24 protein-coding genes, 1 tRNA gene and 2 pseudogenes are annotated in these 26205 nt (G+C 35.0%); 17 read left to right on the top strand and 10 right to left on the bottom strand.

What is annotated here, in order from left to right:
• Positions 1-29: 29 nt before the first annotated feature.
• Both EHR_RS09310 and EHR_RS09315 read right to left on the bottom strand, forming a co-directional pair.
• Positions 30-302, bottom strand: coding sequence for a hypothetical protein (locus EHR_RS09310; protein ID WP_010737819.1), 273 nt, complete (start codon positions 300-302; stop codon positions 30-32).
• A gap of 529 nt (positions 303-831) precedes the next feature.
• Positions 832-1725: a hypothetical protein gene (locus tag EHR_RS09315; protein WP_014834563.1), complete on the bottom strand. Its 894-nt coding sequence runs from the start codon at positions 1723-1725 to the stop codon at positions 832-834.
• A gap of 465 nt (positions 1726-2190) precedes the next feature.
• On the opposite strand from EHR_RS09315, the pseudogene EHR_RS09320 reads away from it, so the two are divergent.
• Positions 2191-3974: pseudogene (locus tag EHR_RS09320) on the top strand (glucosyltransferase).
• A gap of 91 nt (positions 3975-4065) precedes the next feature.
• Here EHR_RS09320 and EHR_RS14275 read toward each other — a convergent pair.
• Positions 4066-4215, bottom strand: a complete 150-nt coding sequence (locus EHR_RS14275) for a hypothetical protein (RefSeq protein ID WP_010718765.1) — start codon at positions 4213-4215, stop codon at positions 4066-4068.
• Between the two features lie 455 nt (positions 4216-4670).
• On the opposite strand from EHR_RS14275, the gene EHR_RS09325 reads away from it, so the two are divergent.
• On the top strand, positions 4671-4889 hold the full coding sequence (locus EHR_RS09325) for a hypothetical protein (RefSeq protein WP_010737815.1): 219 nt from the start codon (positions 4671-4673) through the stop codon (positions 4887-4889).
• Positions 4890-5112: 223 nt separating this feature from the next.
• On the opposite strand, the gene EHR_RS09330 is transcribed toward EHR_RS09325, so the two are convergent.
• From EHR_RS09330 to EHR_RS09345, 4 genes are all read right to left on the bottom strand, one after another.
• Entirely contained in the window at positions 5113-6915 is a 1803-nt protein-coding gene (locus tag EHR_RS09330; protein WP_010737814.1) for a glycerophosphoryl diester phosphodiesterase membrane domain-containing protein, read from the bottom strand.
• A gap of 92 nt (positions 6916-7007) precedes the next feature.
• The gene (locus EHR_RS09335) at positions 7008-7604 is read right to left on the bottom strand and encodes a TVP38/TMEM64 family protein (RefSeq protein WP_010737813.1); all 597 of its coding nucleotides are present in this window, start codon (positions 7602-7604) and stop codon (positions 7008-7010) included.
• A gap of 413 nt (positions 7605-8017) precedes the next feature.
• Positions 8018-8329, bottom strand: a complete 312-nt coding sequence (locus EHR_RS14480) for a hypothetical protein (RefSeq protein WP_237727808.1) — start codon at positions 8327-8329, stop codon at positions 8018-8020.
• Entirely contained in the window at positions 8322-9650 is a 1329-nt protein-coding gene (locus EHR_RS09345) for a DUF1576 domain-containing protein (RefSeq protein ID WP_010737812.1), read from the bottom strand. The genes EHR_RS14480 and EHR_RS09345 overlap by 8 nt, the downstream gene beginning before the upstream one ends.
• A gap of 253 nt (positions 9651-9903) precedes the next feature.
• Between EHR_RS09345 and EHR_RS09350 the strand changes: the two genes are divergently transcribed.
• The 3 genes from EHR_RS09350 to EHR_RS09360 all read left to right on the top strand — a co-directional run bounded on the left by EHR_RS09350 (position 9904) and on the right by EHR_RS09360 (position 12674).
• Positions 9904-10470: a TetR/AcrR family transcriptional regulator gene (locus EHR_RS09350; protein ID WP_010737811.1), complete on the top strand. Its 567-nt coding sequence runs from the start codon at positions 9904-9906 to the stop codon at positions 10468-10470.
• Positions 10471-10666: 196 nt separating this feature from the next.
• Positions 10667-10754: transfer RNA gene (locus EHR_RS09355), tRNA-Ser, on the top strand.
• Positions 10755-11351: 597 nt separating this feature from the next.
• The gene (locus EHR_RS09360; RefSeq protein WP_014834565.1) at positions 11352-12674 is read left to right on the top strand and encodes a hypothetical protein; all 1323 of its coding nucleotides are present in this window, start codon (positions 11352-11354) and stop codon (positions 12672-12674) included.
• Between the two features lie 78 nt (positions 12675-12752).
• On the opposite strand, the pseudogene EHR_RS09365 reads toward EHR_RS09360, so the two are convergent.
• A pseudogene (locus EHR_RS09365) lies at positions 12753-13699 on the bottom strand (glycosyltransferase family 2 protein).
• 589 nt (positions 13700-14288) lie between these two features.
• Between EHR_RS09365 and asnB the strand changes: the two are divergent.
• The gene (asnB, locus tag EHR_RS09370) at positions 14289-16184 is read left to right on the top strand and encodes an asparagine synthase (glutamine-hydrolyzing) (RefSeq protein WP_010737809.1); all 1896 of its coding nucleotides are present in this window, start codon (positions 14289-14291) and stop codon (positions 16182-16184) included.
• Positions 16185-16291: 107 nt separating this feature from the next.
• Here the strand turns inward: asnB and EHR_RS09375 are convergent, their stop codons facing one another.
• On the bottom strand, positions 16292-16738 hold the full coding sequence (locus EHR_RS09375) for a DUF2188 domain-containing protein (protein WP_010737808.1): 447 nt from the start codon (positions 16736-16738) through the stop codon (positions 16292-16294).
• A gap of 221 nt (positions 16739-16959) precedes the next feature.
• Here EHR_RS09375 and rpmG point away from each other — a divergent pair, with 221 nt between their 5' ends.
• On the top strand, positions 16960-17109 hold the full coding sequence (gene rpmG / locus EHR_RS09380; RefSeq protein ID WP_002296119.1) for a 50S ribosomal protein L33: 150 nt from the start codon (positions 16960-16962) through the stop codon (positions 17107-17109).
• A gap of 168 nt (positions 17110-17277) precedes the next feature.
• Entirely contained in the window at positions 17278-17781 is a 504-nt protein-coding gene (locus EHR_RS09385) for a dihydrofolate reductase (RefSeq protein ID WP_010737807.1), read from the top strand.
• A 78-nt stretch (positions 17782-17859) separates the two neighbouring features.
• Here EHR_RS09385 and EHR_RS09390 read toward each other — a convergent pair whose 3' ends face one another.
• Positions 17860-18816, bottom strand: coding sequence for an ABC transporter substrate-binding protein (locus tag EHR_RS09390; RefSeq protein ID WP_010737806.1), 957 nt, complete (start codon positions 18814-18816; stop codon positions 17860-17862).
• A gap of 159 nt (positions 18817-18975) precedes the next feature.
• Here EHR_RS09390 and EHR_RS09395 point away from each other — a divergent pair, with 159 nt between their 5' ends.
• From EHR_RS09395 to EHR_RS09435, 9 genes are all read left to right on the top strand, one after another.
• Positions 18976-19791 (top strand): ABC transporter ATP-binding protein, encoded by an 816-nt coding sequence (locus tag EHR_RS09395; RefSeq protein ID WP_010737805.1) that lies wholly within the window; start codon positions 18976-18978, stop codon positions 19789-19791.
• On the top strand, positions 19788-20777 hold the full coding sequence (locus EHR_RS09400) for a FecCD family ABC transporter permease (protein WP_014834567.1): 990 nt from the start codon (positions 19788-19790) through the stop codon (positions 20775-20777). Before EHR_RS09395 ends, EHR_RS09400 begins: the two co-directional genes overlap by 4 nt.
• Positions 20774-21769 carry a FecCD family ABC transporter permease gene (locus EHR_RS09405; RefSeq protein WP_010737803.1) on the top strand — a complete coding sequence of 332 codons (996 nt, stop codon included), beginning with the start codon at positions 20774-20776 and terminating at the stop codon, positions 21767-21769. Before EHR_RS09400 ends, EHR_RS09405 begins: the two co-directional genes overlap by 4 nt.
• Before the next feature lie 361 nt (positions 21770-22130).
• Positions 22131-22676 carry a 5-formyltetrahydrofolate cyclo-ligase gene (locus tag EHR_RS09410; protein ID WP_010737802.1) on the top strand — a complete coding sequence of 182 codons (546 nt, stop codon included), beginning with the start codon at positions 22131-22133 and terminating at the stop codon, positions 22674-22676.
• A gap of 13 nt (positions 22677-22689) precedes the next feature.
• A complete protein-coding gene (locus EHR_RS09415; RefSeq protein ID WP_010737801.1) occupies positions 22690-23388 on the top strand; it encodes a rhomboid family intramembrane serine protease in 699 nt (232 codons plus the stop codon).
• 20 nt (positions 23389-23408) lie between these two features.
• A complete protein-coding gene (locus EHR_RS09420; RefSeq protein WP_010718842.1) occupies positions 23409-23621 on the top strand; it encodes a YqgQ family protein in 213 nt (70 codons plus the stop codon).
• On the top strand, positions 23621-24586 hold the full coding sequence (locus EHR_RS09425; RefSeq protein WP_010718843.1) for an ROK family glucokinase: 966 nt from the start codon (positions 23621-23623) through the stop codon (positions 24584-24586). The genes EHR_RS09420 and EHR_RS09425 overlap by 1 nt, the downstream gene beginning before the upstream one ends.
• Positions 24587-24600: 14 nt before the next feature.
• A complete protein-coding gene (locus tag EHR_RS09430; RefSeq protein WP_010737800.1) occupies positions 24601-24996 on the top strand; it encodes a rhodanese-like domain-containing protein in 396 nt (131 codons plus the stop codon).
• Positions 24997-25607: 611 nt separating this feature from the next.
• On the top strand, positions 25608-26156 hold the full coding sequence (locus tag EHR_RS09435; protein ID WP_014834569.1) for a hypothetical protein: 549 nt from the start codon (positions 25608-25610) through the stop codon (positions 26154-26156).
• Positions 26157-26205 lie beyond the last annotated feature (49 nt).

Genomic DNA, 26205 nt, shown 5'->3' on the forward strand with positions numbered 1-26205 from the left:
ACGGGAGTTATATACTTCAAAACCAATTTTTATTTTTTACCAATAAATTCTTTCTTGATTTTTTTAAAATCAATCAGTATTTTCGTGGGACCGAGCACATGATATTCTTTGACGACCAATTGGTTTCTTTGATTATAATAGCCACTGATTACTAATTTCATTCCTTCATCTACTTCAGCAAGAAAGTTTAAACCATGACCAGCGATTAAACAGTTCGTATCATTCAAGCTAAATCTTATCAAGGGACGAGCCCCAATTTGTAGTATTTTTATTTTTGTTACTGTGCCATATTTCTTAATCATTGTGGACTCTCCCTTATGAGCGATTTCGAGGATGCCAATCCATAAATATTCTTTAATAGCATTATACGAACAAACGTTCTTTTTGTAAAGGAGAAACGCAAAAAAATTTATGGTATTTAAGCTAATATCCGACTATTAATATCAGGGGAATGGCTGTAAAAATTTTCTGTTTTTTTGTATGACCATGCTTAAGTAAAGTTAGGAGAGACCGAACACCGGAAATGTTCACAATAAAAATAAATTAGGGAGATAAATCTTATTTTGTGCTTTGAAAATGGATAAACGGTGTTCAAAGAGCTGACCTTCGGCGATAAGTCAAAAAATCTCAAAACATGGAGAGCTGTTTCGAGATTTTCATCCTTAACGTTCAGGTCAAAACGCTCTTTTCACAACCTCTGATTCACGGTGTTCAAGCATCAACTCCTTGAAATAAGCCGGAGAGTCCAAAATAGTAGAGACTATTTTCGGATTCTCCGGCTTAGTTATCAGAGCTAGACACTGCTGTCACAGTTCATTTTATTATTTTAGATTAACCACGCTTACACAACGTATATCCACGTGCTTGGGCCTCTTGCAGCGAGATAGCTACGACAGAATTTGCATTGTTAAGTCCCGAACAGTTCGGATTTAAATGATATTTTGTACCATGATCTGGAGCAATATAAACCGTTTGTTCGTTGTTTTGTTGCGGTGTTTGTGCTGCTGCAACTTGATTGGCTTGTTCTTGTGCGGCCGCAGCTTGCCGTTGTCGTTCTGCTTCAGCTGCCTCATTTGCTTTGATCGTTGCATCTACTGTAGCTAGTCGAGCAGACAAGTGTTGATTGCCGTTTGGAATAGCCTGGATTAAAGTAGCTGCTGAGTTATAGTTTTCTCTAGTTGGATGAGCTTCAGCTTGTGATAGTGCTGTTGTTGCTTCATTTTCAGCTTGTTTTTGACGTTCTTCTTGTGCTTTACGCTCAGCTTCAATTTTCTGTTTTTCTTCTTCTTGTTTTTTGCGCTCAGCCTCAATTTTCTGTTTTTCTTCTTCTTGTTTTTTGCGCTCAGCCTCAAGTTTCTGTTTTTCTTCTTCTTGTTTTTTGCGCTCAGCCTCAAGTTTTTGTTTTTCTTCTTCTTGTTTCTTACGCTCAGCATCAAGCTTCCGTTTTTCTTTTTCTTTATGTTCAGCTTTTTGTTTCAGCTGTTCTTCACTAGAAGTACTTGATGTTCTTTTTGTTTCGATCTTTTTTTCAGATTGTGTGCTTGCTTTTGAACTATCGGAATGACTGGTAGGAGAGATAGACGCTCCGAAAATCATAAGAATAAATGCTATTCCTATAATAATAAAGTTTCGTTTTTTATTCCCTTTTTTGAAAAATGATCGAATCAGTCCTACTAACCCCCAACAAATACCAATTAAACCTACTAACACTAAAAAAGTTCCCATTTTTTCCTCCAAAAATAAAAATATTTTCCTTCCATGTAGGAATGAAAGAAATAAACCTCCTAATAAAAAAATATATCATTCTGTAATACTTCTCTAAAGATATACAAAGTTGTTTTTTATCTAAAAATTAAATTACAAAATAAAAAATGTGAATTTTTGATCACCTATTGATAAAAATAGATATATAAAGGAAATGATTTGCACAACAGCAGATTACGATAGTTACAAAGTGGAAAAGATCAGTCATTAAGTTAGTACAGTATAATTCTTGTTTTTAACGCTTAGAACCTGCTAAAAAAGCAATCAAACAAGTTAATAAGAATCTTTTAAGGTTAATATCAATGAAATGAATTTTTGCTATACTTATTAGAGGCTTATTGAATAAGGAGTTGAGTGAATTGGTTAAAAATAAATTATCAAATATGATTAGTATCAAGAAGAAAGGCGGAGGAAAGGTTAGGGTACATGGATAGAGTAAAGGAAATGCTTCAGTATGTTAGGCAAAAACAACTTTATTTTATTTGTGGTATCGCTCTAATTCTTACACTAATACGTCTTTATCTCTATTACAAAGCGACTTACAGCATCGATATGACAGCTAGCTATGATGACCAGCTTTTTATTCATTATGCCCGTAACTTAGTGGACGGGCAGTGGTTAGGAGAGTACAATGCTAAAACTTTATCAAAAGGTATTTCTTATAGCTTATTTTTAGCTTTTGCCAATAAAATTCAGCTACCATACTCGCTATTATTAGGTGGGTTTAATATTTTAGCTAGCGTGCTGATTACACTGAGTGTAAAGCCAATCGTTAAAAAGAATAGTATCTTGTTTTTTATCTATGTCTTTTTTTATTTTCACCAATCGGTTTTACCCATGAATATTCGACACGTATTTATCGAAACGCCATTGTAATTCCATCTGTCGTAATTATCGTTGCTTGTTTATTAGCTATTTATTATCGTAAATATCGTGCAACAAAAACTATTTTACCTTGGTTTTTCTTGTTGTCTCTAATCTTTCCATTTTACTGGTATATTCGCGAAGATTCACTCTGGTTGTTGCCGTTTGTTCTGGCAGCCTTAATCATTAGTTTTGTTCAGATTTTATTAGGAGTGGATTTTAGACCAACGAAAACTGTTGAAAAGTTTCTTTCACAAATTACCTTTGATCGAAGAAAACTGATCAAACTCAGTTTGTTTTTTCTTCCTATGATCAGCTTTATCGTGACAAACCAAATGATTAAGCATAAAAATGAAGAAGTCTATCATCTTGCAGTAGTCAATGATCGTACGAGCGGAGAGTTTGCTCAATTGATGAAGAACTTGATTCGAATAGATGATGGAACGAACATAAACAAAGAGAACAGTAGGATTTGGGTTTCTCATGAAGCGTTAAATAAAGCATTAGCTGTGTCACCTGCTTTTGCTAAAGAAGCTGCTAGAATCAAAGAATTATATACGACACATGCTTGGACTCAGGCAGGAAAAGTAAAGGAATTAAAGGGAGACATTATTTTTTGGGCACTGCGAGATGTGTTGAATGAGTCTGGCTACTATCAAAATAACGCAAAAGAAACCAATGAATTTTGGAAACAAGTCAATCAAGAGTTAAGGGCTGCTTATCGTAAGGGAGATTTGAAGAAGAAACGTGAAGTCTACTTAATGAGTACAGGAGATGGGAAGATTGCCGAGGATATTCCAGTACTCTTAGATTTTTTTAGGACAGCTTATAGTGACAATTTATTTTACAAAGATTTTCATCAAGGAGGGAATTACAGTTTTGGAACCCATGCGGATGTAGAAGCAGCGCAAAACTTTTTGCGGGTTCCTTTATTGAATAATTGGATTAATAGTGAAGATCCACAACCGCCGATTTTAGTTTTATCAAAAACAGCGAAAATCTCTAATATTATGATTGCGATTTATCAAAAGACAAGTGGTGTTGTTCTATGTTTAGCGATTTTAGGATTTTTATTTTTGATCTTAGGTTCAATCTATGCTAAAAAAGATCGTGGTTTTTATTGTTCTGCACTAGTCATTACTAGTGGTTTGATATTGACCCAGTTTTTATTTTTATTTGGGGTTTCATGGTTTTGTTCCTACTCGCCAGAGCAAAAAGATTATTTTCTAAGTGTGTATACGGGGGCAGGAGTACCAATCATGCAAATTGCGATGGTTCTAATCTTTCTGGGAATCAGCAAAATTTCATGGGGGAAAATAAAGCACAAACTCAAATTGAATAAATAATAAAAGACGTTTGCTAACTGTATTAGTTGCAAACGTCTTTATTCTTTTTTCGATCCCGAGTTGTTTTCGGTCATTAGAAATGATTCACTCCTTATTTGGATTCATTTAATGCACGGACAGCTTGTTCAATCGTGATACCAAATGCTACGTTGTTTTCATTTGTAGCATCAATTGCCATAAATTGATTGGATACAGTATCAAATGCAACTCGGTATTCAATATTTGTTTTAGTAAATGTCATGTAAGTCACCTCTTTTTTTATTAATGTAAATTGTGGTTGGAATTTTCTGTTAAATTTTCCTTCCTGTAATCAGTGTAGCACCCTTATTTTTTTTTCGCAATTAATTGCTATGTCAACAAGGGATTCTTAATTTTCTGTGAGTCCAATAAGCAATCCAATCAATAACAGGATAAATACAATAGCTTGAATAACAATCATGAAATTCCCTCCTCACAGAATAGTTTAGATGCTTTTTCGGAGGTTTACACGAACAAAAGGCTAACAGTTTCAAACAAATCTGTCACTTATAAATTACAATTATATCTTGGTATTAGTTATGTGAGAAAAAGGGGAAACTAGATTGAAATCGTGTAATTCTAAGAAAAAATATAAAAAAATTCAATAAATCGTTTTCAAATCTTCTTTTTTTGTTATTATAAATTAAAGATTAACAAAATAAAGGAGGGAATTGAGAAATGTTAAAATTAGAAATAGGCAAGTCATACATATGCAAACCGATTGGAGTGAACTATGAAGTGATTGGTTGCGTGGAACGTACATATACTAATACGGCTGTTATTTTTGTAGAAAGCTATGATCAGAGAGATCGGTTGGCTGTTTACGATAGTAAGTTTCGTCTACTAGTTAAACTGGACGAAATTTATACAGTAGCAGAATCTGCTTTGGTTTCATAAACACTTTTTTTGAGAAATATCGTAAACTTCTCTATAATTAGAGGAGAGAGAAGGGAGCGAAAAAACATGCAAAAAAGAAAGAGTTCAGGTAAAATGGGCATTATCTTAGCAGTTATTTCTGCTATTCCGGCAATCTTAGCAGTGGTTCGTGCGGTGAAAAGCGCGAGAGAAAGATAAAGTAATTGAAAAAGAACCCCATGGATTCAATCCATGGGGCTCTTTTTTAACCAACACCTAAAACGAAATTCAATAATTTATCTGAATAGGTGATCTCTTCATCCATTGCTTTGATATTTTCATTTAAGATAGTCATTTGATCAGTAATGATCCCATCAACACCATAAAACATCATACGACTGATTCCATCTGAGTCGTTAACCGTCCAGACATACACTTTTTTACCATCTTGATGAGCTGAATCAATAAAATTCCGATTGATCGTACTATACTCCATCGTCAAAAAGTCGGCCGGAGTAACTGGTGGTCCAACAATATTGAATGGTAGGATGTAGCCTACATAAAAATTAGGATTGGCATTTTTCAGATCAGATACCGTCTGATACGTAAGACTTTGTAGAATATGCTGATGAGTTAAAATGTTTTCTTCATATTTTTTGACAAAGCGTTCAACGATATCTTTAGAATCATTTTTTGAATTTTTGATTTCGATTAAAAGTTTTTGATTTAATTCATTGGCTCTCTTTAAATAAGTATCAAAGGAAACGACAGGTTCTTTCGCACCGTTTTCAGTTACTTTTAACTTTTCTAATTCTTTCAAGGTTAGATCTTGTGGTGCTTTATTTATCCCTGTTAATTTTTTTAAGTTAAAATCATGCATGACAACGAATTGACCATCTTTGGTTTCTTGTACATCCATTTCCACATAATCAGGATGGTAGGTACGACTTGTTTTTTCTAAAGCAGCTAAAGTATTTTGGGCACTGTTACCTCCACTGACACCACGATGAGAAATCGTTACAGGTTTCGTTTGAGAAGCAGAAGTCAAATAATCCATATTGTAGAGACAAACACCTACACCAAAAAATACAGCAAATAAAACTAAGCTTGTATTTTTAAGAACAGAAAAACGTTTGTTAGGAGATTCTAAACGAAACCAGTTAGGAGTCTCAGGAAGAAAACCTTCATCATCCATGAAATCAATAATAATGTAAAAAATTCCGACTGTTGACATAACGATGTTGAATAAAAGGATAGCTTGAAGAATCGTCATTGCAAAAACAGCGCTAATCAATGAATAATTAGGGAAAAATTGTTCTACAATTATTTGTGCGAGGAGCACAATTAAATAGCCGGCAAATGAAATGAGTAAAATACTACCACCAATAATGATGAACTGTCCAAGGATTGCAAAAAAACGTGATTTGGTTAAATACCAACTTTCTTTAACCGCTTGTTTAAATGGTCGATCACGTAGAATCATTTCTGGTAAGGCAAAAATGAGACGGATACCAATGTAAGCTAAAAAGATATAAAACAGAATGAAGCTGCTAACCACGATCCAACGATTAGTAAAAATAAAGTCCATGATAAAAGCTGGAATTTTGACTTTAGATAATAAATCAGAATTAAAACTTAACCCACTAATCGGTAAAATAAGTACGAAATAAGCTAAGAAAAAAAGAAAAGTCAATGGGCGTATTTTTTTTAATTGACGAAACGTTGCTTGAAGTAACTGTTTCAACGAGATAGGTGTTTGTTTCTTAATAAAGTAAACACTCATCAATAAAAAAGTAAACTCAAAATAAACTAGGAGTAAGATAGTTAATAAGACAGCAGTCAAAGACAATAAGACACCTGGGTGCTGTGAAAGGATTGTAGAGATATTATCACTAGATATATAATCAATGGCTCCTCGATTCAAGATGAATCTGGTCGTACTATTCAATAAGGGTAAACAAATAAATAAAATAAATAAATGCATAATCAAAACATCACGAAAATATGCTTGAGTTCCTTTAAGAAAGTCCCAAGCATTTCCTAAACTTCTTTTTAAATAAATTAACATTCAATCACCTACCATAAATATTATAACGTAAAAATAAAAATAAGTGGACAGATTGCGCAAATACTTAACGCAGTACGCCCACTTATAATAAACTATCCTAGTAATCCACTTAAGAAATGTCCACCATAAATCAAAGCCATGCTGTATAAGAAAATCGAGAGGGGTTTCGCCAATAAAATGATCCAAGTATATTTTTTTACAGAAATATTTGTTAGACCAGCCATTAAACAAAGCGCATCATCAGGGGCCACTGGTAGAAAAATTGCTAAAGCAAATAACTTTTCAAAGCGATTCTGGTTATCGAGCCAACCAACATACTTGTTATACGTCTTGTCACTGACCATAGATAAAATAAATGGTTTACCATACCGTCGACCAAGTAAAAAGATGATGATCGAACCGATACAAATCCCTACATAATTATAAATAAAACCAGCATAAGGTCCAAAAATTAATACACCGGCTGCTGTACTTATCCCTCCAGGAATGATTGGAATAACAACTTGCAGGATTTGGATTAAGATGAAAATAATAGGACCTAAGATAATTGAATCTCCAACTAATCCTCTTAAAGAATTTAAATCTTTAAATACACCCAAATTGATAAAATAAATCGTTAAGCCTATCGAAATTACTAATCCAATGATAGATATAAAATTGATCAATTTCCGTGATGCCGCAATGTTCAACGTCTATCAACTCCTTTGATACGTTTTCTTATATTACTAATGTACTTTATTAGTGACTCTTTGTGCCACTATTTTAAATGACAGTTATCAAACAATTTTGTAAGTTGTAATAAGTATAATTTAAAAACGATTCAAAAACATCCAACTAAAGATGTATTTGAAGTATTATTTTTGTGCCTGTAGTTTTAGGAAAAATATCCTCTATTAAATGAAAAATCGGCGTTCAAGTATTAAATCTTTAAAATAAGCTGAGGAAACTAAAAGAAGAAGTTTTTGCTTTACCTCTTATGCGTTTCTAGCTTACTTACGTGGATAGAATACTCTGAACGCCATAACTATATGAAAGCTAAAGGGAATATCTCAGGGGAGTGAAAATCAGTGTCTCATTTTGTCTTTTCACTAAGCCTGTTGAATCAAAGGATTCGTCTAAATACTTTTATATTTAAGATGGGAAGTTCGTACATGAGTTCCACATCATCAATCAGACTTCCAAGTAATCGGAAATCTGATTGATCCAGAAAAACATTTCCAAGCTCTTGGTAATATAGATCCATAGTAGGATTTCTTGGTTCATTGAGCATTTCCGCTAACTCATGCAAATCAGAAGGAGGAGAGTAACAAGTTCCTTGAATTTCAATATATAATCCTTCGGGTGTTGATTCTAGCCCAATCTTTATTTCAGTGATCTCGTGAGAATAAAGATAGGTTAAAAATTCACTAATGATTCTTTTTTATAATTCTTTTTCCAATGCCATCCTTTTCCTTTCTGCCAACAGTCAGGCTGCCTAAGATCGGTACAAGAAAACCTGCAACGAATCCAGTTGAGAATCCACTATTATATAGGCTTAATCCGCCATGTAATGCACTGACGTTATGGACTAAGACAATGTGCAAAAATCCAGCTAAAATACCAAAAATACTACCATAAAAACCACTAATAGGAGCAAGTGCAGTACCAAATATCGCTGCTACGATCATTGTTGTTTGAGAGGCATCATGGATAGTAGCCAGATATGAAGCAAGATAAATCCCTATAAGTATGGGGAAACTGTTCTTTAGATGACAACCAAAGGCACTGAATCCAACTGAAGATAGGATTGCACCAATAATCGGGCCGTTGAATTCACCACCAATAAGAAGAACATAGATGGAAAGCATCAGCCCTACTAACCCCATGTTTAGTAAGGTGGCACCGATACTTGAGATCGCCATAAAATCAGTAGTTACTTTTCCTGAAGTTTGAAAAATGTCATGTAAACCAGTGAGCTTCCATGAATTAATAAAAAGACCAAATAGCGTAGTTAAACTAAAAAAAAGAAAAATGACTAATGTAAGTTCTTGATGGTAGCCTGTTGAAACGAACGATTGAACTTCAATTGGAAAATCAAATAACCGAAGGATACCAGCCACGACCATGGCGATCAATCCAGAAGTAAAACCAATATTATACAAATTGAATCCACGATGAAAAATAAGGGTATTCGATGCCAAAGGAGGGAGTAAAAAAACAACGAGTATACCAGTCAGATTACCAAATAAAATACCTAAGCCCAATGGTAAGTTCATACCGAAAGTGATATAACTAACTACAGGTGACAAGGCACTAGCAAATAAGCCAACCATAATATACTGTGAAAATGGTTTATGTACAAAACGTGCATAGAGATAGACACCCAAAATAATGGAAAGAGAGTTATACAGATTTTTTCCAAAAAAAGAAAAACCTGTGACGGTTAATACAGAAGCAAAGATTAGTCCATTTAGATAGACTTTATGATGATAGCAAAGAAGTACGGACAACAAAGTCAGGACACCAACATTGATAAATGCGCTTCCAAAACCACCTATTGCCAAATAATCGGTCATCAGATTACTAGGAGAAGTAAGGATATTGTTGAGTCCCTCAATAGTTTCAACCGGATGTCCAGAAACAAGCCCGATTATTAGAAAAAACAAGCCAGTAAATGTTAAATAAAAATACTTATTTTTTTGAGATGGCTTTTTTTTGATGGGGTGAATATAAATAACGTCGTTTTTATTAACCATTACATACCTTCTTTGTCGTTTTCTTTAACTATAACGTGAAAGAAATCTTTTGGTCAACTAACAGTTACAGAAAAGTCAATTTTTGTAAGGGGAAACAGTATTTTTGTTTATTCTTAAATAATATTGTATCATTGTTAAAAATAAATAAGAAAAAACTTAAAATATAACGTTTTGAGTAAATTATTTGCCAAAAACTGTGTATATCGGTTACAATAAAACAACATATACTGCAGTAAGAAGTGGGGGAGTTTTAATGAGAAGAAAAGTCTATACTAAAGATCAAATTCTGAAAGCTGCTTATGATGTTGTTGCAAAGGAAGGTTTTAAAGGGTTTACTGCGAGAAATATTGCTAAAAAAATGGGTATATCCACACAACCTATTTATTTAGAGTTCAAAAACATGGAGGATCTAAAAAATACTTTATTAGACTCAATTTTTGAACAACTCAAAGAAAATGTTTTTCCAGTTGAACGTACTGGAGATAAAATTATTGACCTAGGATTAAACTATATCTACTTTGCAAAAAAACATCATAGTCTTTACATGGCATTATATATCGACGAACATGGCGATGGACAAAAAATGCATGATTTTTCTTATAACTATTTCCGTGAAATCGTCAAACAAGATCATCGATACAACCAGTTGTCAGATGAATACGTTGATGCATTACACACTGGAACCTGGGTTGCAGTTACCGGAATCGCATCTTTAATGTCTTCAAACATCATGCACCCAACTGAAGAACAAATTATTTCGTTCATCAAGCGAACGATTGATTCTATTCTTTCTTTAGAAAATCCTGAAACAATTAGTTAGATCTACTTATGAAGTGTGATAACACAAGGTTCATTCCAATACTCTTTCTTACTTCACATTGGGCACTATTTAAGAAGGAGCAGAAAATGATTCTTGTGTTTTTTTGTCTCCACATAAAATAAATATGCCGGTTTTTGATTTCTATCGGGAAATAGGCTTGACTTTTTACTAAAAAAAGTTTAAAAATAATAGGTATGGAAGGTTGGCAGAGTGGTAATGCACCGGACTCGAAATCCGGCGAACCGGCTAACACCGGCGCGCAGGTTCAAATCCTGTACCTTCCTTATATACCAACGGTTAGACACGATTTAGGTCGTGTCTTTTTTGTTGTATTTTTTTATCTGAAATATTTTTTGACTCCCCCGAAAGAATATTTTTATGGTGAGATATTAAACTCACACTTTACTCAAAAAATGAATCAATAGTGTTTAAGCAGAAGCTTATTGTCATTGGAGCTACCCAAAGTTTTCATAACCTCTTTTTGTATTCCGAATTTCCGTCAGATGCCTATCGATAGTTATTGTAACTTTTGTCTCTTCATGAACGATATCATTTAGAATGGAGAATTTATGAATGTTTCAAAAATTATGCGGTGTTATTTGTTTGGAGTACTTATTTTTCTTGTAAAGTTTTATTAACAAGTAATGAATCTTCTTTTAGCCGAATATGGTTGATCAAACGCTTTGGAAAACCAATGAATGAAACCTGTTAATTGTTATGTTTATTTTTGATAAAGTGACCAGTTTGTTCATTATTTAAAAATAAAAGGATGAAAAAATATAGGAAACAGAAGCCTCTGTGTTATAATTGCTGGGATAAATTATAAAAAGGAGTTTAATAATGTACTGGAATAAAAAAGAATTAATAAAGAATTATTTTTTTTGCTTTTAGTTATTTGGCTTGGTTTTTTATTTTTCAATCTATATATGCCATCATTTAGAGCAGACGATTTAGTTTACTCAAATAGATTAGACCAACTAGGGTATTTAGGAGCTTCGATCGAACATTATAAAACTTGGAGTTCGAGAATGATCATAGAGCTGTTTATGATGTTTTTTTCTAAACATTTTCTGCTGTGGAAATTTGTCAATTCAATCATCATGTTGGGCACGGTTCTGATGATTTGTAAGTATGTTTTTGAAAAATTGGATGGTAAGAACGTGTTGCTAGTTACATCTGTCTACTGCTTAGTTCCACTTACCGTGATGGGGGAAACAGGCTGGGAGTCGACAACTTTGAATTATCAATGGTCCGTTTCATTTTGCTTATTCGCTTTTTTCCCATTCTTCCAACGCTTAAAAGGAAGAGCTATCACTCCTAGTATTTATTGGTTTAGTTTTCCTTTCCTGATATTTGCTGCTAACCAAGAACAAGTGAATGCGTGCTTTTTTACTTTAACGGCCATTATAACTGGCTATTTATTATATAAAAGAGCATATCATCGCTTATTGATTTTCCCACTGCTCATAAGTTTTATTGAGTTACTATTTTCGTTGACAACACGGGGGAATGCCATCAGGACATCTCAAGAAATTAGTAAGTGGTTTCCTCAATATGATCAATTTGGGTTTATTACTAAATTGGATTTGGGTATTTCTTCTTTTGGAAAGCCTTTTTTTCTAGATACAAATGTATTGTTCTTAATTTTGTTCTTATTTGTTTTTTTACTTTCTTATAACAAGTGCAAAAATTATTATGGCCGCTTATTATCTGCTATACCTTTTTTCTTGAATCTGATTATCTATCTAGGGAATACGATGGGTGAAAGTTTTATACACATTCGTGGCAATAGTCGTGCACAAATATGGGATAGCAGTCACTTAACAAAGCTATTTACCGATACTGGAACGAATCTGTCACTTACTCGTCCTGGATCATGGCTAGCGACTCTACTTGTTTTAGGTTTATTGGCTTGTTTGCTTCTAGGGATTTACTTAAGTTTTGAAAATAAAAAAACAGCATCTTTTCTTATATTGTTAATGATGATGGGCGCTTGTTCAAGAATAATTATGGGATTTTCTCCTACGATCTGGGCTTCAGGAATGAGAACTTATTATATTTTATATATTGTTGTAGGAATTTTAGTGTTAATGCTGGTAAAAGAATTGTTGAAAACCTGGAATCCGCAAAAAGCAGAACTCGTACAATTTAGTTTGACTATGCTGGGGATTGGGACCATTGTTTTGACCATCATAAATAGATGAAAATAAAAAAAGACTCAAGTTGTAGGAAATCCAACAGTTAGAACACTAACTATTGAGATCGTTACAACTTGAGTTTTTTTATTTCTCGCTTTGATAGTTTTTTGGATTAATTTTTTCAGTCTCTCTGATAATATACACTGGACGTTGTTTGGTTTCTAAAAAGATTTTTCCAATGTATTTACCAATTATTCCAAGACACAATAATTGGATACCTCCGATAAACAAGAAAATCGAGACCATGGAAGGCCAACCAGCTGTAGGATCACCATACAACAGGGCACGTAAAATAATAAATAAAATAGCAAGACCTGAACCAATACATGATAATGCCCCCACGAATGAAGCAATTGTTAATGGTGCATCTGAAAAGTTGACGATTCCATCAATAGAGTAATTAAATAATTTCCAAAAAGACCAAGAGGTTTCACCAGCTACTCGTTCACGGTTTTCAAAGGAAATATACTTGGTTTTAAAACCAACCCAACTGAACAAGCCTTTCGAAAAGCGGTTGTATTCAGTTAATTCCAAGATAGCATCAACCATTTGGCGAGTCATTAAACGGAAATCTCTCGCTCCGTCAACCATTTCAGTATCACTGATTTTATTGATTAGCTGATAAAATTTCTTAGCAAAAAAACTACGGATCGGTGGTTCACCGTCACGAGTCGAACGACGAGTACCGACGCAATCAATATCAGATTGCATAATTGTTTCAATCATTTCTGGTAATAGATCAGGTGGATCTTGTAGATCAACATCCATTACAGAGACAAGGTCGCCAGTAGAAGCTTGTAAACCAGCATATAAAGCAGCTTCTTTCCCAAAATTTCGAGAAAAGGAAATAAAGCGTACATATTCATGGTCATTAGCTAATGCTTTGATTGCTTGTAATGTATTATCTCTTGAACCATCATCAATAAACAAATATTCAAATTCATGTATTCCCTTAAATTTTTCGACCTCGTTAAAAAAAGAGGAACTGTTTTTTCTTCGTTATAGCATGGAACCACAATTGATACTTTCATAACATTACCCTTTCCAATAAAGATCCTTCATAATAATAACATGAATGAATCAAAAAAATATAGTTTTAGAGATAAGTAAACGAACAAAGTCTTCTTAGCTATGTTCGAAGAAATAGAAAAGAAAATATAAACCAGATACTATGCGAGATGAGGTCAGATCTAGTTAGGTTTATTTGTAAGTGGAAAATATATTCTTGTTTTTAAACGAGATTGTTCCAACGGAATTTCTTTCACGACAAGAAGGTTTAAGAGTAAAATCAAACAAGTCTTATTGGAAATCGCTCGTAACTTATTTAGAGCGGATTATTTAGTAAGGACTATCTTTTGATTTGGTTGAATGATAGAGATGATTAAATAATAATGAATATTTTTCAAGTCTTTGCTAAACAAAATAGCTTCCTTAGTCAAAACATGTTAAATTAATTAATAGGACTACTTTTTTTATAGTAGAACTCAAAAATATTCACTGTTATTTCATGTGACGAAACTGTAAGAGAGCTATTATTTCAAGATTTAATAGCCTCTATGATAAGATGCTTATGGACGAAACAAAGTAATAGTAATTATTATCTAGGATGTGAAAAATAAAATGTGTGGAATTGTAGGATTTATTAACGACAAAGACAATAAAAAAGCAATCGTCAACGACATGATGGATCGAATCGTTCATCGGGGACCGAATAGTTCGGGTGATTATATTGACCAGCATGTTGCTTTAGGATTTAGAAGATTAAGTATTATCGACTTAGAGGGTGGAAAACAACCTATCTATAATGAAGATCGAACAAAAGTCATCATTTTTAATGGGGAAATCTATAATTACCAACCTCTTAGAGAAGAGCTGATTGCAGCTGGACATATTTTTCAAACACATGCGGATACAGAAGTATTGTTGCATGGTTATGAAGAATGGGGAACTGATCTATTACAAAAGGTTCGGGGTATGTTTGCCTTTGCAATCTGGGACAATAAACGCAATGAATTATTTGGTGCTCGGGATCATTTTGGAATCAAACCATATTATTATGCGGAAATGAACGGCACATTTATGTTCGGATCAGAAATCAAAAGCTTTTTACCACATCCAGATTTTCATAAAGAATTGAATAAAGAAGCCTTGAAACCTTATATGACATTTCAATATTCACCATTAAATGGAGAAACCTTTTTTAAAGGGGTTCACCGTTTGCCAGAAGGTCATTATTTCACTTACAAAGATAATAAGTTAGCGATTCATCAATATTGGGATGCTAATTTTGAAGAAAAACAAAACTATTCACGGAAAGAATGGATCGATAAGATTGATGAAACAGTTGAAGCATCGATTAAAGCACATACGATCAGCGATGTAGAAGTTGGCTCATTCTTATCTAGTGGGGTAGATTCAAGCTATGTGACTTCTGTATTAAAACCTGATCATTCTTTTTCAATTGGGTTTGATGATAAAACATATAATGAAGCTATTGAAGCTAGAAAGTTAACAGAACTTTTGGACTTAGATAATACAGCAGCTGTCATCGATGGAGATATGTCATTTAAAGCTTTTCCTTTGATTCAATACCATTTAGATGAGCCAGATTCGAATCCTTCATGTGTCCCACTTTATTTCTTAGCAAACTTGGCTTCGCAAAGTGTTCGAGTTGTCCAATCAGGTGAAGGGGCAGATGAACTATTTGCGGGATACCAAACTTATGGGTTCCATACGAATTCAAAAGTTATTCGTGTCATTGCTCAAGGGTTGAAGAAACTACCAAAAGGAACACGTTATAACTTGGGACGAAAAATTGGCAAGATGAAAAACTTCCACGGTAGAATCCATTTATATGAATCTTTAGCTCCTGCGAAAGAATATTTTATTGGTCATGCCCGAGTGTTTGAAGAAAACGAAGCGTCAGATATTTTAACACAAGAATACCAAAAGGCTCCTTCCGTTGAGGAGATTATGGCAGTCCATTATGCTAAAACTGAAAAAATCGAAGATGAAGTGAACAAAATGCAATACGTTGACCTTCATCAATGGATGCCAAAAGATATTTTATTAAAAGCGGATAAATTATCAATGGCTAGCTCACTTGAAGTACGCGTACCGTTACTTGACATCGAAGTGATGAGATTGGCAGAACAGATCCCAAGTAAGTATCTGTTAAATCAAAATAATACCAAAGATATTTTCCGACAAGCAGCAAATAAACATTTGCCAGAAGAATGGTCTAACCGTGTAAAACTTGGTTTCCCAGTACCAATCAAAGCTTGGTTGAAAGAAGACCATGGCTATCAACAAGTCAAAGAATTATTTGAGGCTGATTTTGCCAAAGAATTCTTTGATCAAGAAAAAATTATGAAGTTGTTAAATGACCATCATGAAGGGCGTCATGAAGAACAACGAAAAATTTGGACGATTTTCAGCTTTTTAACTTGGTATAAAGTTTTCTTCGTTGACGAAGAAATCCCTAAGGCTGAAGCAATCGATTATGTAACAGTCTAAACGTGATCAGTTAGCGAAGCAAAAGAACATCCCGCTTCGAGCGGATTGATTTTATTCCTTTTTAACAGTGAACAACTCCTCCTTTATTGTGGAGGAGTTGTTTTTTATTAATAGTTTATTTCTCTTTCTTTCGTTCCGTCTTTTTTGTAGATAATTAATGATGTGTTTTTGTTTTGAGCAATTTCTTTCCCTTTTTCAATCGCTTTTTCTTTCGTATCAAAATGATTACTTGCTTTTTTAGCTCCCTCTGATTGGACCATCCACTTATCTTCTTCAAATTTTACGATCACGTTGGCTGTCAATAATTTAGAAGCTCTTGGATTTGTGTCGTGAGAATCATGCTTTGTTGGATTTTTTTCTTGAGAAAACTCTTTTTTTTCAGTAGAAGTAGCATCTTCTGACCATTCTTTGGCTTGTTTGATAGCAATCGGAATAGCACGATCATCAGGATAGCCTTCTGCAAGCAAGGCGTTACCGATATCGATTGCTTTCTTTCGTGTTAACTCTTCTAAATTTTTCATTGCAGGCGGATAATCTTTCATATTCCAAGGCATAAAATCTTCCTCCTCAAAAATTATTTATACTTCAAGTGTAAGCGCAATAGTTGGAAAAGGAAAAGATTTTGTTTAGCAAGTAGTTATTTAGATAACTTTCGTCAAGTAGTTTTACTTAACAAATTTTGTAAAAAGGCTAGCAATCTAGTGGAAATCATGGTAAGATAATCAAGTCTGAGAGTCATCTTAGAGGATTCTAGTAAAAAATGGGAGGGAAAAACATGCGCGTAAACATTACTTTAGAGTGTACTTCTTGTAAAGAACGTAACTACCTAACAAGCAAAAACAAACGTAACAACCCTGATCGTTTGGAAAAACAAAAATATTGCCCACGCGAACGTAAAGTTACTTTACACCGTGAAACTAAATAATTAGTTCAGCGTAAGTCTAGAATCCTTTTTAGGAAGCTAGACTTTTTTTAATAGTGAAGGTTGAATGAAACCATAAACCTGACAAGTGACTCTTTTTCTTGTAACAGGGTCGTTTTTCTTGTATGATTGAAATCGTTTGTTCAAATTCAGTTTGAGAGGATGAAACACATGTTTATTTCAATGTGGGCACAAGACAAGAATGGTTTGATTGGAAAAGATGGCTTGCTTCCTTGGAGGTTACCAAACGATATGCGTTTTTTTCGGGAACATACGATGGATAAAATATTAGTGATGGGAAGAAAGACATATGAAGGCATGGGCAAATTGTCTCTTCCTTATCGGCATATCATTGTGTTAACTACTCAAAAAGATTTTAAAGTAGAAAAAAATGCGGAAGTCCTTCATTCGATTGATGAACTTTTGGCATATGCCAAGGATATACCTGAAGATATCTATGTGTCAGGAGGAAGTCGAATTTTTCAAGCTTTGTTACCAGAAACAAAAATCATCTGGCGAACATTAATTGATGCAGAGTTTGAGGGGGATACATTTATTGGAGAAATCGATTTTACAAGTTTTGAATTAGTGGAAGAACATGAAGGAATTGTCAACCAAGAAAATCAATACCCTCATCGATTTCAGAAATGGCAAAAAATGAGCAAAGTGGTTTAGCACATAGTTAAATAAAAAAAGACGTTCACTCCAATTTGTAAAGAAAGGAAGGTGAACGTCTATTCTTGTTCAGGCGATTTATTTCAAATTATTTTTGATATCATTGACCATATTTTGACTAGCTATTGGACCATTATAGAGCCAACTAGATTCAGGACCAAATTCTAAGACATGATTTTCTTTGACTGCTTTTAAATTTTGCCAAGTTGCTTCATTAAACATCGCAGCTTTTTCATCACTGTTGACTAAGATGATATAGTCTGCATCTAACTCTGCTAATTTTTCTGCAGAGACAGCTGACCAATCTGAAGTTGCACTTTTAGAGATTTCAGTAACTAGATTTGGCACACCAAATTTTAGATCACCGTAAATGATTCTTCCACTTGAACGTGTTTCACTAACCATAAATGCTGAGTTATTCGTTACCCATAAAACAGCAGCCGTTTTGCCGTTGATTTTATCTGCGAGTTCTTGTCTAGTGGCTTTCACCTTTTTTTGGTAATCAGTAATGATTTTTTCTGCTGCTTGTTCTTTATTTAATGCTTTTCCGATATCTTTTAGTTGGGTTTCCCAAGTGACATCATTCCCATTTTTTACGACATAGGTTGGTGCAATTTTGCTGTATTGCTCGTATTTACCTCCTTCAACTGTAGCCGAAGAAGAGATCAATAAAAGATCGGGTTCATAACTTAAGACTTTTTCATACGGAAGATCATAAGAGATCGTGGGAACATCTTTTAATTCTTTTTGTAAATAATGTTGAATCGATCCACTACCAACTGTCCATTGAGCAACAGGTTTTTCACCTAAAGCGATAAGATAGTCTTCGAGGTAACTCCCGATGATTCGTTTTGGTTGATTAGGGATCTCGACTTCATGACCCAAGGCATCAGTCACTAGGTGAGTTTTTGCAGTTGTTTCATTACCTGCTGTGTCAGTTGAATTGGATGAATTATTTGAAGAAGAGCAGGCGCTAAGTAAACTAAGCAGCAACACTGTGGCCCCAATGGTAAAGATATTCTTTTTTAGTTTCATTTTTTCCTCCTGAAGGGATTTTCATTGATAATCATTCTCAATTGATATTATTCCTGACAATAGTGGTCATGTCAACTATTTTCGGGAAAGAGCCATTTAGAGTAAAACTTGACGAATTTGTGAAGGAGCTTCATAATTGAGAATGATTTTCAGGGAAGGATGAAAAATTTGACGACGATTGAAGCTGTTTATATTACAACGGGTTACTTAAATAAACAAGTGATTGAAAAAATGTCTATCAAGATACCAGAAGGAAAAGTGACAAGTTTGATTGGTCCTAATGGCAGTGGTAAATCAACTTTATTAAAAAGTTTTACTCGACTGTTACCTGTCAAAGAAGGAAAGATTATCGTAGATGGATCTGAAATTTCTACATATAGCCCTAAGATGTTAGCGCAAAAAATTGCACTGTTAGCCCAAAGTAGTGAACACCCTTTAGGTATGACTGTCGAAGAGGTGGTCTCTTATGGTCGTTATCCTTATCAAAAATTTTTTAGTGGATTAAATGAAGAAGATCTACATGCTATCCAATGGGCGTTGGAAGCGACACAACTAACTAAGTTGAAAGAAAGAGAGCTTTCGAGTCTATCAGGTGGACAAGCTCAACGAGTTTGGATTGCGATGGCTTTAGCCCAAGAAGCGGATATTTTGATTTTAGATGAGCCAACCACTTTTTTAGATCCTGCGCATCAATTGGAAATCTTACATTTACTGAAAGAGATCAATCATATCAAACAGACAACCATTTTAATGTCGATCCATGACATCAATCACGCTTCTCGCTTTTCTGACTATTTAATTGGGATGAAAGCAGGACAAATAGTGGTTCAAGGCACACCTGATGAAGTAATCACAACGTCATGGATGAGGGAAATCTATGAAATTGAAGCGCAGATCATCGAATTGCCTGAAACGAATAAACCCGTTGTTTTGTCTTACGATTTAATCAATGATCGTAAGGAGGATGAACAATGAAGACAAAGAGGAAACGAATGATTCTTTCCCTATTGTTGCTAGGAGTAGTTAGTATATTTTTCTTTGCGTTAGCCAATGGAGCGGCGGTTGTCGACTTTTCTAATTTGTGGCAAGCGATTTTTAAATTTGACGACTCAGTTCAATCGCAGTTGATTATCCGAACGATTCGGTTGCCTCGAGTGCTGGGGGCTTTCTTAGTGGGAAGCTGTTTTGCTCTTAGTGGCGCATTGATGCAAGGTGTGACACGGAATCCTTTAGCTGATTCAGGGTTATTAGGAATTAATGCAGGAGCATCACTTGCAATGGCTCTTTGTTTTGCGTTTTGGCCACAAGCTTCTGCTTTTTCTGTTTTTTTACTGTCATTACTTGGTTCGTTGGTAGTTACGTTATTTGTTTTTGGTTTCTTACGTTTTTCAAAAATGGGGATGAATCCACTTCAATTGATTTTAGCAGGTGTTGCGATCAGTACTTTTTTTACAGCTATTAGTCAAGCGCTGACACAACTATTCAATTTGCAACAAGACTTGGCGTTTTGGTTCGTGGGAGGCGCTGCGAATGTCACTTGGCATCAATTAGAAATTTTGGCTCCGATTTATCTGTTGACAGTTAGTGGCTCTTTTTTGCTAGGTCGCTCCATCTCGTTGGTCAACTTAAGTGAGTCACATGCCTTGGCATTAGGAGGCAACCCTGGACGGATCAGATTTTTTGCGTTTGTATTAGTGGCGGGGTTAGCTGCAATGGCGGTGTCGTTAGTTGGACCAGTTTCATTTATTGGATTGATGGTTCCACCAATCGTCCGAGGAATCATTGGTTCCGATTATCGGTATGTTTTACCAGCCTCTTTTTTAGTAGGTGGAGGATTAGTGATGCTGGCGGATTATGTTGCACGAATGATCAATCCGCCATTTGAAACGCCATTCGGCTTAATTATTTCCTTGATTGGTGTACCGTTCTTACTACTCCAAGTAAGGAGGGAACAAGGATGAAAAGAAGTTACCAATCACTAGTTGTTTTATTTCTTTTATTAGTTGTTAATATAGTTGCAAGTTTAATGATTGGCACACCATTTATTCCATTTGATCAATTAGCTGAGGTGTTTCAAGGGAATGGTTCGGCAATCCAAGAGTTGATTGTTTATGAATTTCGTGCCCCTCGTCTATTAATCAGTCTTCTTGCTGGTATGTGTTTAGGTATTTCAGGCTTTATCTTGCAGGGAGTTACTAGAAATAGACTAGCTGATGCTGGCATATTGGGCATTAACGCTGGAGCAGGTTTTTTCGTTATGATTTATTTGGGCTTTTATGCCAACCAAACTTTTCCGTTTTTACTATTGATCGTGGCTTTTCTAGGCGGCTTGCTTGCAGCTTTACTTGTGTACTTGTTTGCTTATACGAGAAATAGTTTTTTAGGGATGAACCGGCTTTTACTATCAGGAATTGCAGTCAATGCTGGATTGTCGGCATTGATGCTTTTATTTACGATTAAATTGTCGAAAGAAAACTATGGTTTTGTTAATGCCTGGTTAGCAGGTTCACTTTGGGGAGCTAGTTGGCCATATGTTTTCTCATTGTTACCTTGGGCAGTTATTTTGCTTCCTTTCGTGCTGATTTATAGTCGACGAATTGGTTTATTATCTTTTGGTCAAGAAAGAGCGCAAAGTCTAGGATTAGACGTGCAGAAAAGTCAAAAAATCCTATTGATACTCGCTGTTGCTTTAGCCTGCGGAAGCGTTGCGGTAGCTGGCAGCTTATCTTTTGTCGGTTTGTTAGCTCCTCATTTGGCTAAATTTGTCGTCAGAAGAGAAAATCAACTGTCCTTGATCTTGAGTGGATTATTTGGGGCATTTTTTGTAACGATTGCAGATGTTCTTACACGAGTGATTCTACCAAGTGGTGAGATTCCTACTGGGATTTTAATTGCGGTCCTAGGAGCTCCATATTTCTTATATTTATTATTTTCCAAACAAACGATTGCTTAGAAAATAAATACGGGGAAGAAACGATTGTGTTGAGTAAGCAGTGTTTCCCAAAGTAGTTTCTCGTTATTTTGAGACTACGATTATTCTGTCTATTCAAATGAAAAGAGTGAATCAGAGGTCGTGAAGGCATCGGAAAGCTCCAATGACAATAAGAAAGAATTTTTTTTAACAGCTTCTCATGTTTTGAAAAATTCAGGCTTATTTCAAAGAGCTGATGCGTGAACACCGTTTACTCGTTTTTAGAATAAAGAGTGAGAGTGATGTCTTAAATTCTGTTTATAAAACTCTTTTTATTTAAAAAGTTAAATTGCTATTTTTACTATTTTCCGCTACCATTTTAACGAGAGGTGGGTTGATACGTTTGAGTCATATTAAAGAAAAACTTAGAAAACTTGGCATTGAAAATTTACAAAAGATTGCTAGAAGTGAACAGAAGCAGCAAAAAGAGCAAAAAATTTACCAACAACTCTTTCAAAGTAATGAATGGCAGCAAGCAAAAGTGGTTGGTTTGACGATGGCAAATGAGATAGAAGTGGCTACGACCCCAATTATTGAAAAGGCATGGGAAGAGGGTAAAACCATACTTGTTCCTAAGACATTGCCTGAACGTCAAATGTGTTTTTTTAAAATTGATCCGGATACCCGATTTGAACGCACCGCTTTTGGCGTACTGGAGCCATTATCTGATCATTCTTTTTCACCGGACGCTATCGATTTGCTGATCGTTCCAGGGGTTGTTTATCATCAAAATGGTTATCGGATTGGTTTTGGTGGAGGCTACTATGATCGCTATCTAGCCAATTATCCGAACCAGACATGTAGTCTGGTTTTTCAAGAACAAATAAACAATCAATGGGTACCAGAAAGTTTTGATAAAAAAGTGCAACACTTGTTTATCGATAAATAATAAGGAGGGTTACATGAATTATCAACAGAAATTAAAATTAAACGCTTGGCTAAGAAGACCAATTTTGACTTATTTGTTTTTAGCGATACAAACCATCGTGTTTGCAATGATGGAGTTCTTTCCATTTTTAAATATTCCAGCATATTTAGGCATGTTTGGGCCGTCTATTGTAGTTGGAAATGAATGGTGGCGGTTTATTACACCGATTTTCATTCACTTTGGACTGGTGCATTTTGTCATGAATTCTTTGATTTTATATTTTATGGGAGACCAAATTGAAACACTCTACGGTCATTGGCGTTTTTTCTTGATCTACTTGTTTAGTGGTATCCTTGGGAATGCAGCGAGTTTTGCATTCAACGATCTTGGCGTTCTATCTGGTGGAGCAAGTACTTCTTTGTTTGGTTTGTTTGGTGCGTTATTCGTTCTTGGATTTCATTTCAAAAATAACTCTCAGGTTCGCCAATTGATTCGTCATTACATGTTGTTTATTGTTATCAGTTTTGTATTTGGTTTGACGGATACCTCAGTCGATATCTGGGGGCATCTCGGTGGGATTGTTGGTGGCTTGCTTATAGGAAATATCATCGGCCTACCACAGAAAGTGACCAATTACTCGATTCATCAAAAAATCCTATCTACGCTTGTTTTTGGATTTCTTTTGATAATATGTGTTTTATTGGGTTTAAAAAACTACGGATTACTTGTATAATGTGAAGGAAGTGCTTTGAGATGGAGAGCTTATATGACGTGCAACAACTGCTCAAACGATTTGGCATCTTTGTCTATGTTGGGTCACGTATCTATGATATTGAATTAATGACGATTGAATTGAAGAATCTTCATGACAGTCGTTTGATCGATCATGATACATACATGACAGCGTGGCGCATACTAAAACGAGAGCACCGAGTGGAAGAAAGCCGAAAGAAAGGAAACTTGTAATGGACAAAAAAATTATTGGGATTGATTTAGGTGGAACAACAGCAAAATTTGCAATTCTAACACCAGAAGGAGAGATTCAACAAAAATGGAGCATCGATACCAATATATTGGATGACGGTAAACATATTATTCCGGAAATTATCGAGTCAGTAAATCATCGTATCAAATTATATAACATGAATGCTGAAAATTTCATCGGAATCGGTATGGGAACACCAGGAAGTGTCGATAGTGAAGCAGGTACAGTGATCGGAGCCTACAATTTAAATTGGACTGAACTTCAATACGTAAAAAAACAAATTGAAGAAGGAACTGGAATCAAATTTGCTATTGATAACGATGCGAACGTTGCTGCTTTAGGTGAGCGCTGGAAAGGTGCAGGGGAAAATGATCCTGACGTTATTTTTGTTACCTTAGGAACGGGTGTCGGTGGCGGAATCGTTGCTGCTGGGAACTTGATCCACGGCGTTGCTGGTGCAGGTGGCGAGATTGGACACATTACAGTGGACCCAGAAGGTTTTGAATGTACATGCGGTAAAAGAGGGTGCTTAGAAACAGTTTCAAGTGCAACAGGTGTAGTTCGCTTAGCACGTTTCTTAGCAGAAGAGTATGCCGGAGATTCAAAATTAAAAGCAATGCTTGACAATGGAGAAGAAGTAACAAGTAAAGATATTTTTGAAATGGCACAAGCAGACGATCCATTTGGTCTGATGGTCGTTGATCGTGTTTGTTTCTACTTAGGATTAGCTTGCGGTAATCTAGGGAACACTATGAACCCATCAAGTATTGTTTTAGGCGGCGGAGTATCTGCTGCCGGGGAATTTTTACGTAGTCGTGTTGAAAAATATTTCAACCAATTTACGTTCCCTCAAGTACAACAATCAACAAAAATCAAATTAGCAGAATTAGGAAATGAAGCTGGCGTGATCGGTGCTGCTTCATTAGCCTTGAAATTTGCGGAATAACGTGGAGGAATGACATGGTTTTATGGGTAATTAACATCATTTTGCTATTGATTATTCTTGCTATTGTGTTTTGGGAAGTTTATCTACGAGTAATGGCAAAACGTTCTGCAAAAACACTGGAAGAAGAAGAATTTCGTGATGGGATGCGTAAGGCACAAGTCATTGATGTTCGTGAAAAAGACGTGTTTGATGCAGGACATATTTTAGGGGCAAGAAATATCCCTTATACTGTTTTAAAAGATTCATTAGGATCTATCCGAAAAGATCAACCGGTGTATATCTACGACCAAAAGAAAAGCTTAAGTATTCGTACAGCGAATAAGTTAAGAAAAGCTGGCTACCAAGATATCTATATCTTAAAAGGTGGATATGATGGCTGGTCTGGCAAGATTAAAAGTAAAAAAGTATAGAACGTCATGACGTCAAATTATCGGTCAATCCTGATGAGTCGTGTAAAGTCAAATCTGGGTCAGAATGAACCTCATTCTGTCTCAGATTTTTTGTTATTTCATTTGGAAGGAAAATGGGGCTGAAGAATCAACTTTGATTCTGTAGTAACCACCAGAAGTTAGATTTTGGTCTTACTTTTTGGGATTGATACATTCATCAGTTCCACAAATGACAGAGCCAATTTATCAGAAGTTTTTGTATATAAAGTAACAGATACTTTTTAGAAAATTGCATGACTGATTATTCGATTAGGCAACGGGAATAAAAAGAATTCATTAGATCGCACAAGATAAAATACTAAATTTTATTCTTTCCAGAAATAAAAGTTCTATCTCCATTGCGTACGTCATGTATGATGATGATTCAATGATAAATCAAACAATGGGGGAGAAAAGGCAATGCCAGAAATATCTAATGAAACTTTCACTGAGCAACAACCTGCAGGAATAGTAAAAAAAGAAGAAATAACAGAAAAAGAAAAAAGGAACTTGATAAACTTGTTGGAACGATTGAGGTTTCACTAGCTGGTAAATTAAAAGGAAAGACATATGAGGAGATCGTTGAATCGGTTGTGTCTAAGATTATAAATAAGAAGGTAAAGCAATCTGAACTTGGGAGAGTATTATACTCACTAGATCTTTCTGCCCAATTATATCAGCAGGTCGTAAAGGACTATAACATAAAACGCTTAATCAACCATGATGGTCCAAGCCAAAGTAAAGTCTCTATAACCAATTCTGTGGTTATAGAAAATATAGAAAGCGCAATAGATTCTCCACAAATAATAATAGAAGATCAATTGGTCGAACAAAAAGATAGTTCAAAACCAGAAAACATTCAAGAACAAAAAACAAGTAAGTTGACCACAGAAAAGCTAACGTTTAGGAAAAGGATTAAGAAGTGGGGTCAATCGTTAAACATTTTCAGAAAGAGTAACACAGATAAACAAGAGAATATAACAAATCGTCAAGGAATTGAAATGGATAAGGGGAAGGTACCTTTAAAAAAATATTTAGACGAAAACCGAGCAAAACTAATGATGATTGTCATAAGAATAACCAACGCCTATACCCTGTCCCTCTCGAAAAGGGAGATAGGAATCACTAGCAAGTATCCATAGATCGTGCAAAATTGAAACTTAGCATTTAGGGAGTACTAACAGAAATCAA

The organism is Enterococcus hirae ATCC 9790, from assembly GCF_000271405.2.
GTDB lineage: Bacteria > Bacillota > Bacilli > Lactobacillales > Enterococcaceae > Enterococcus_B > Enterococcus_B hirae.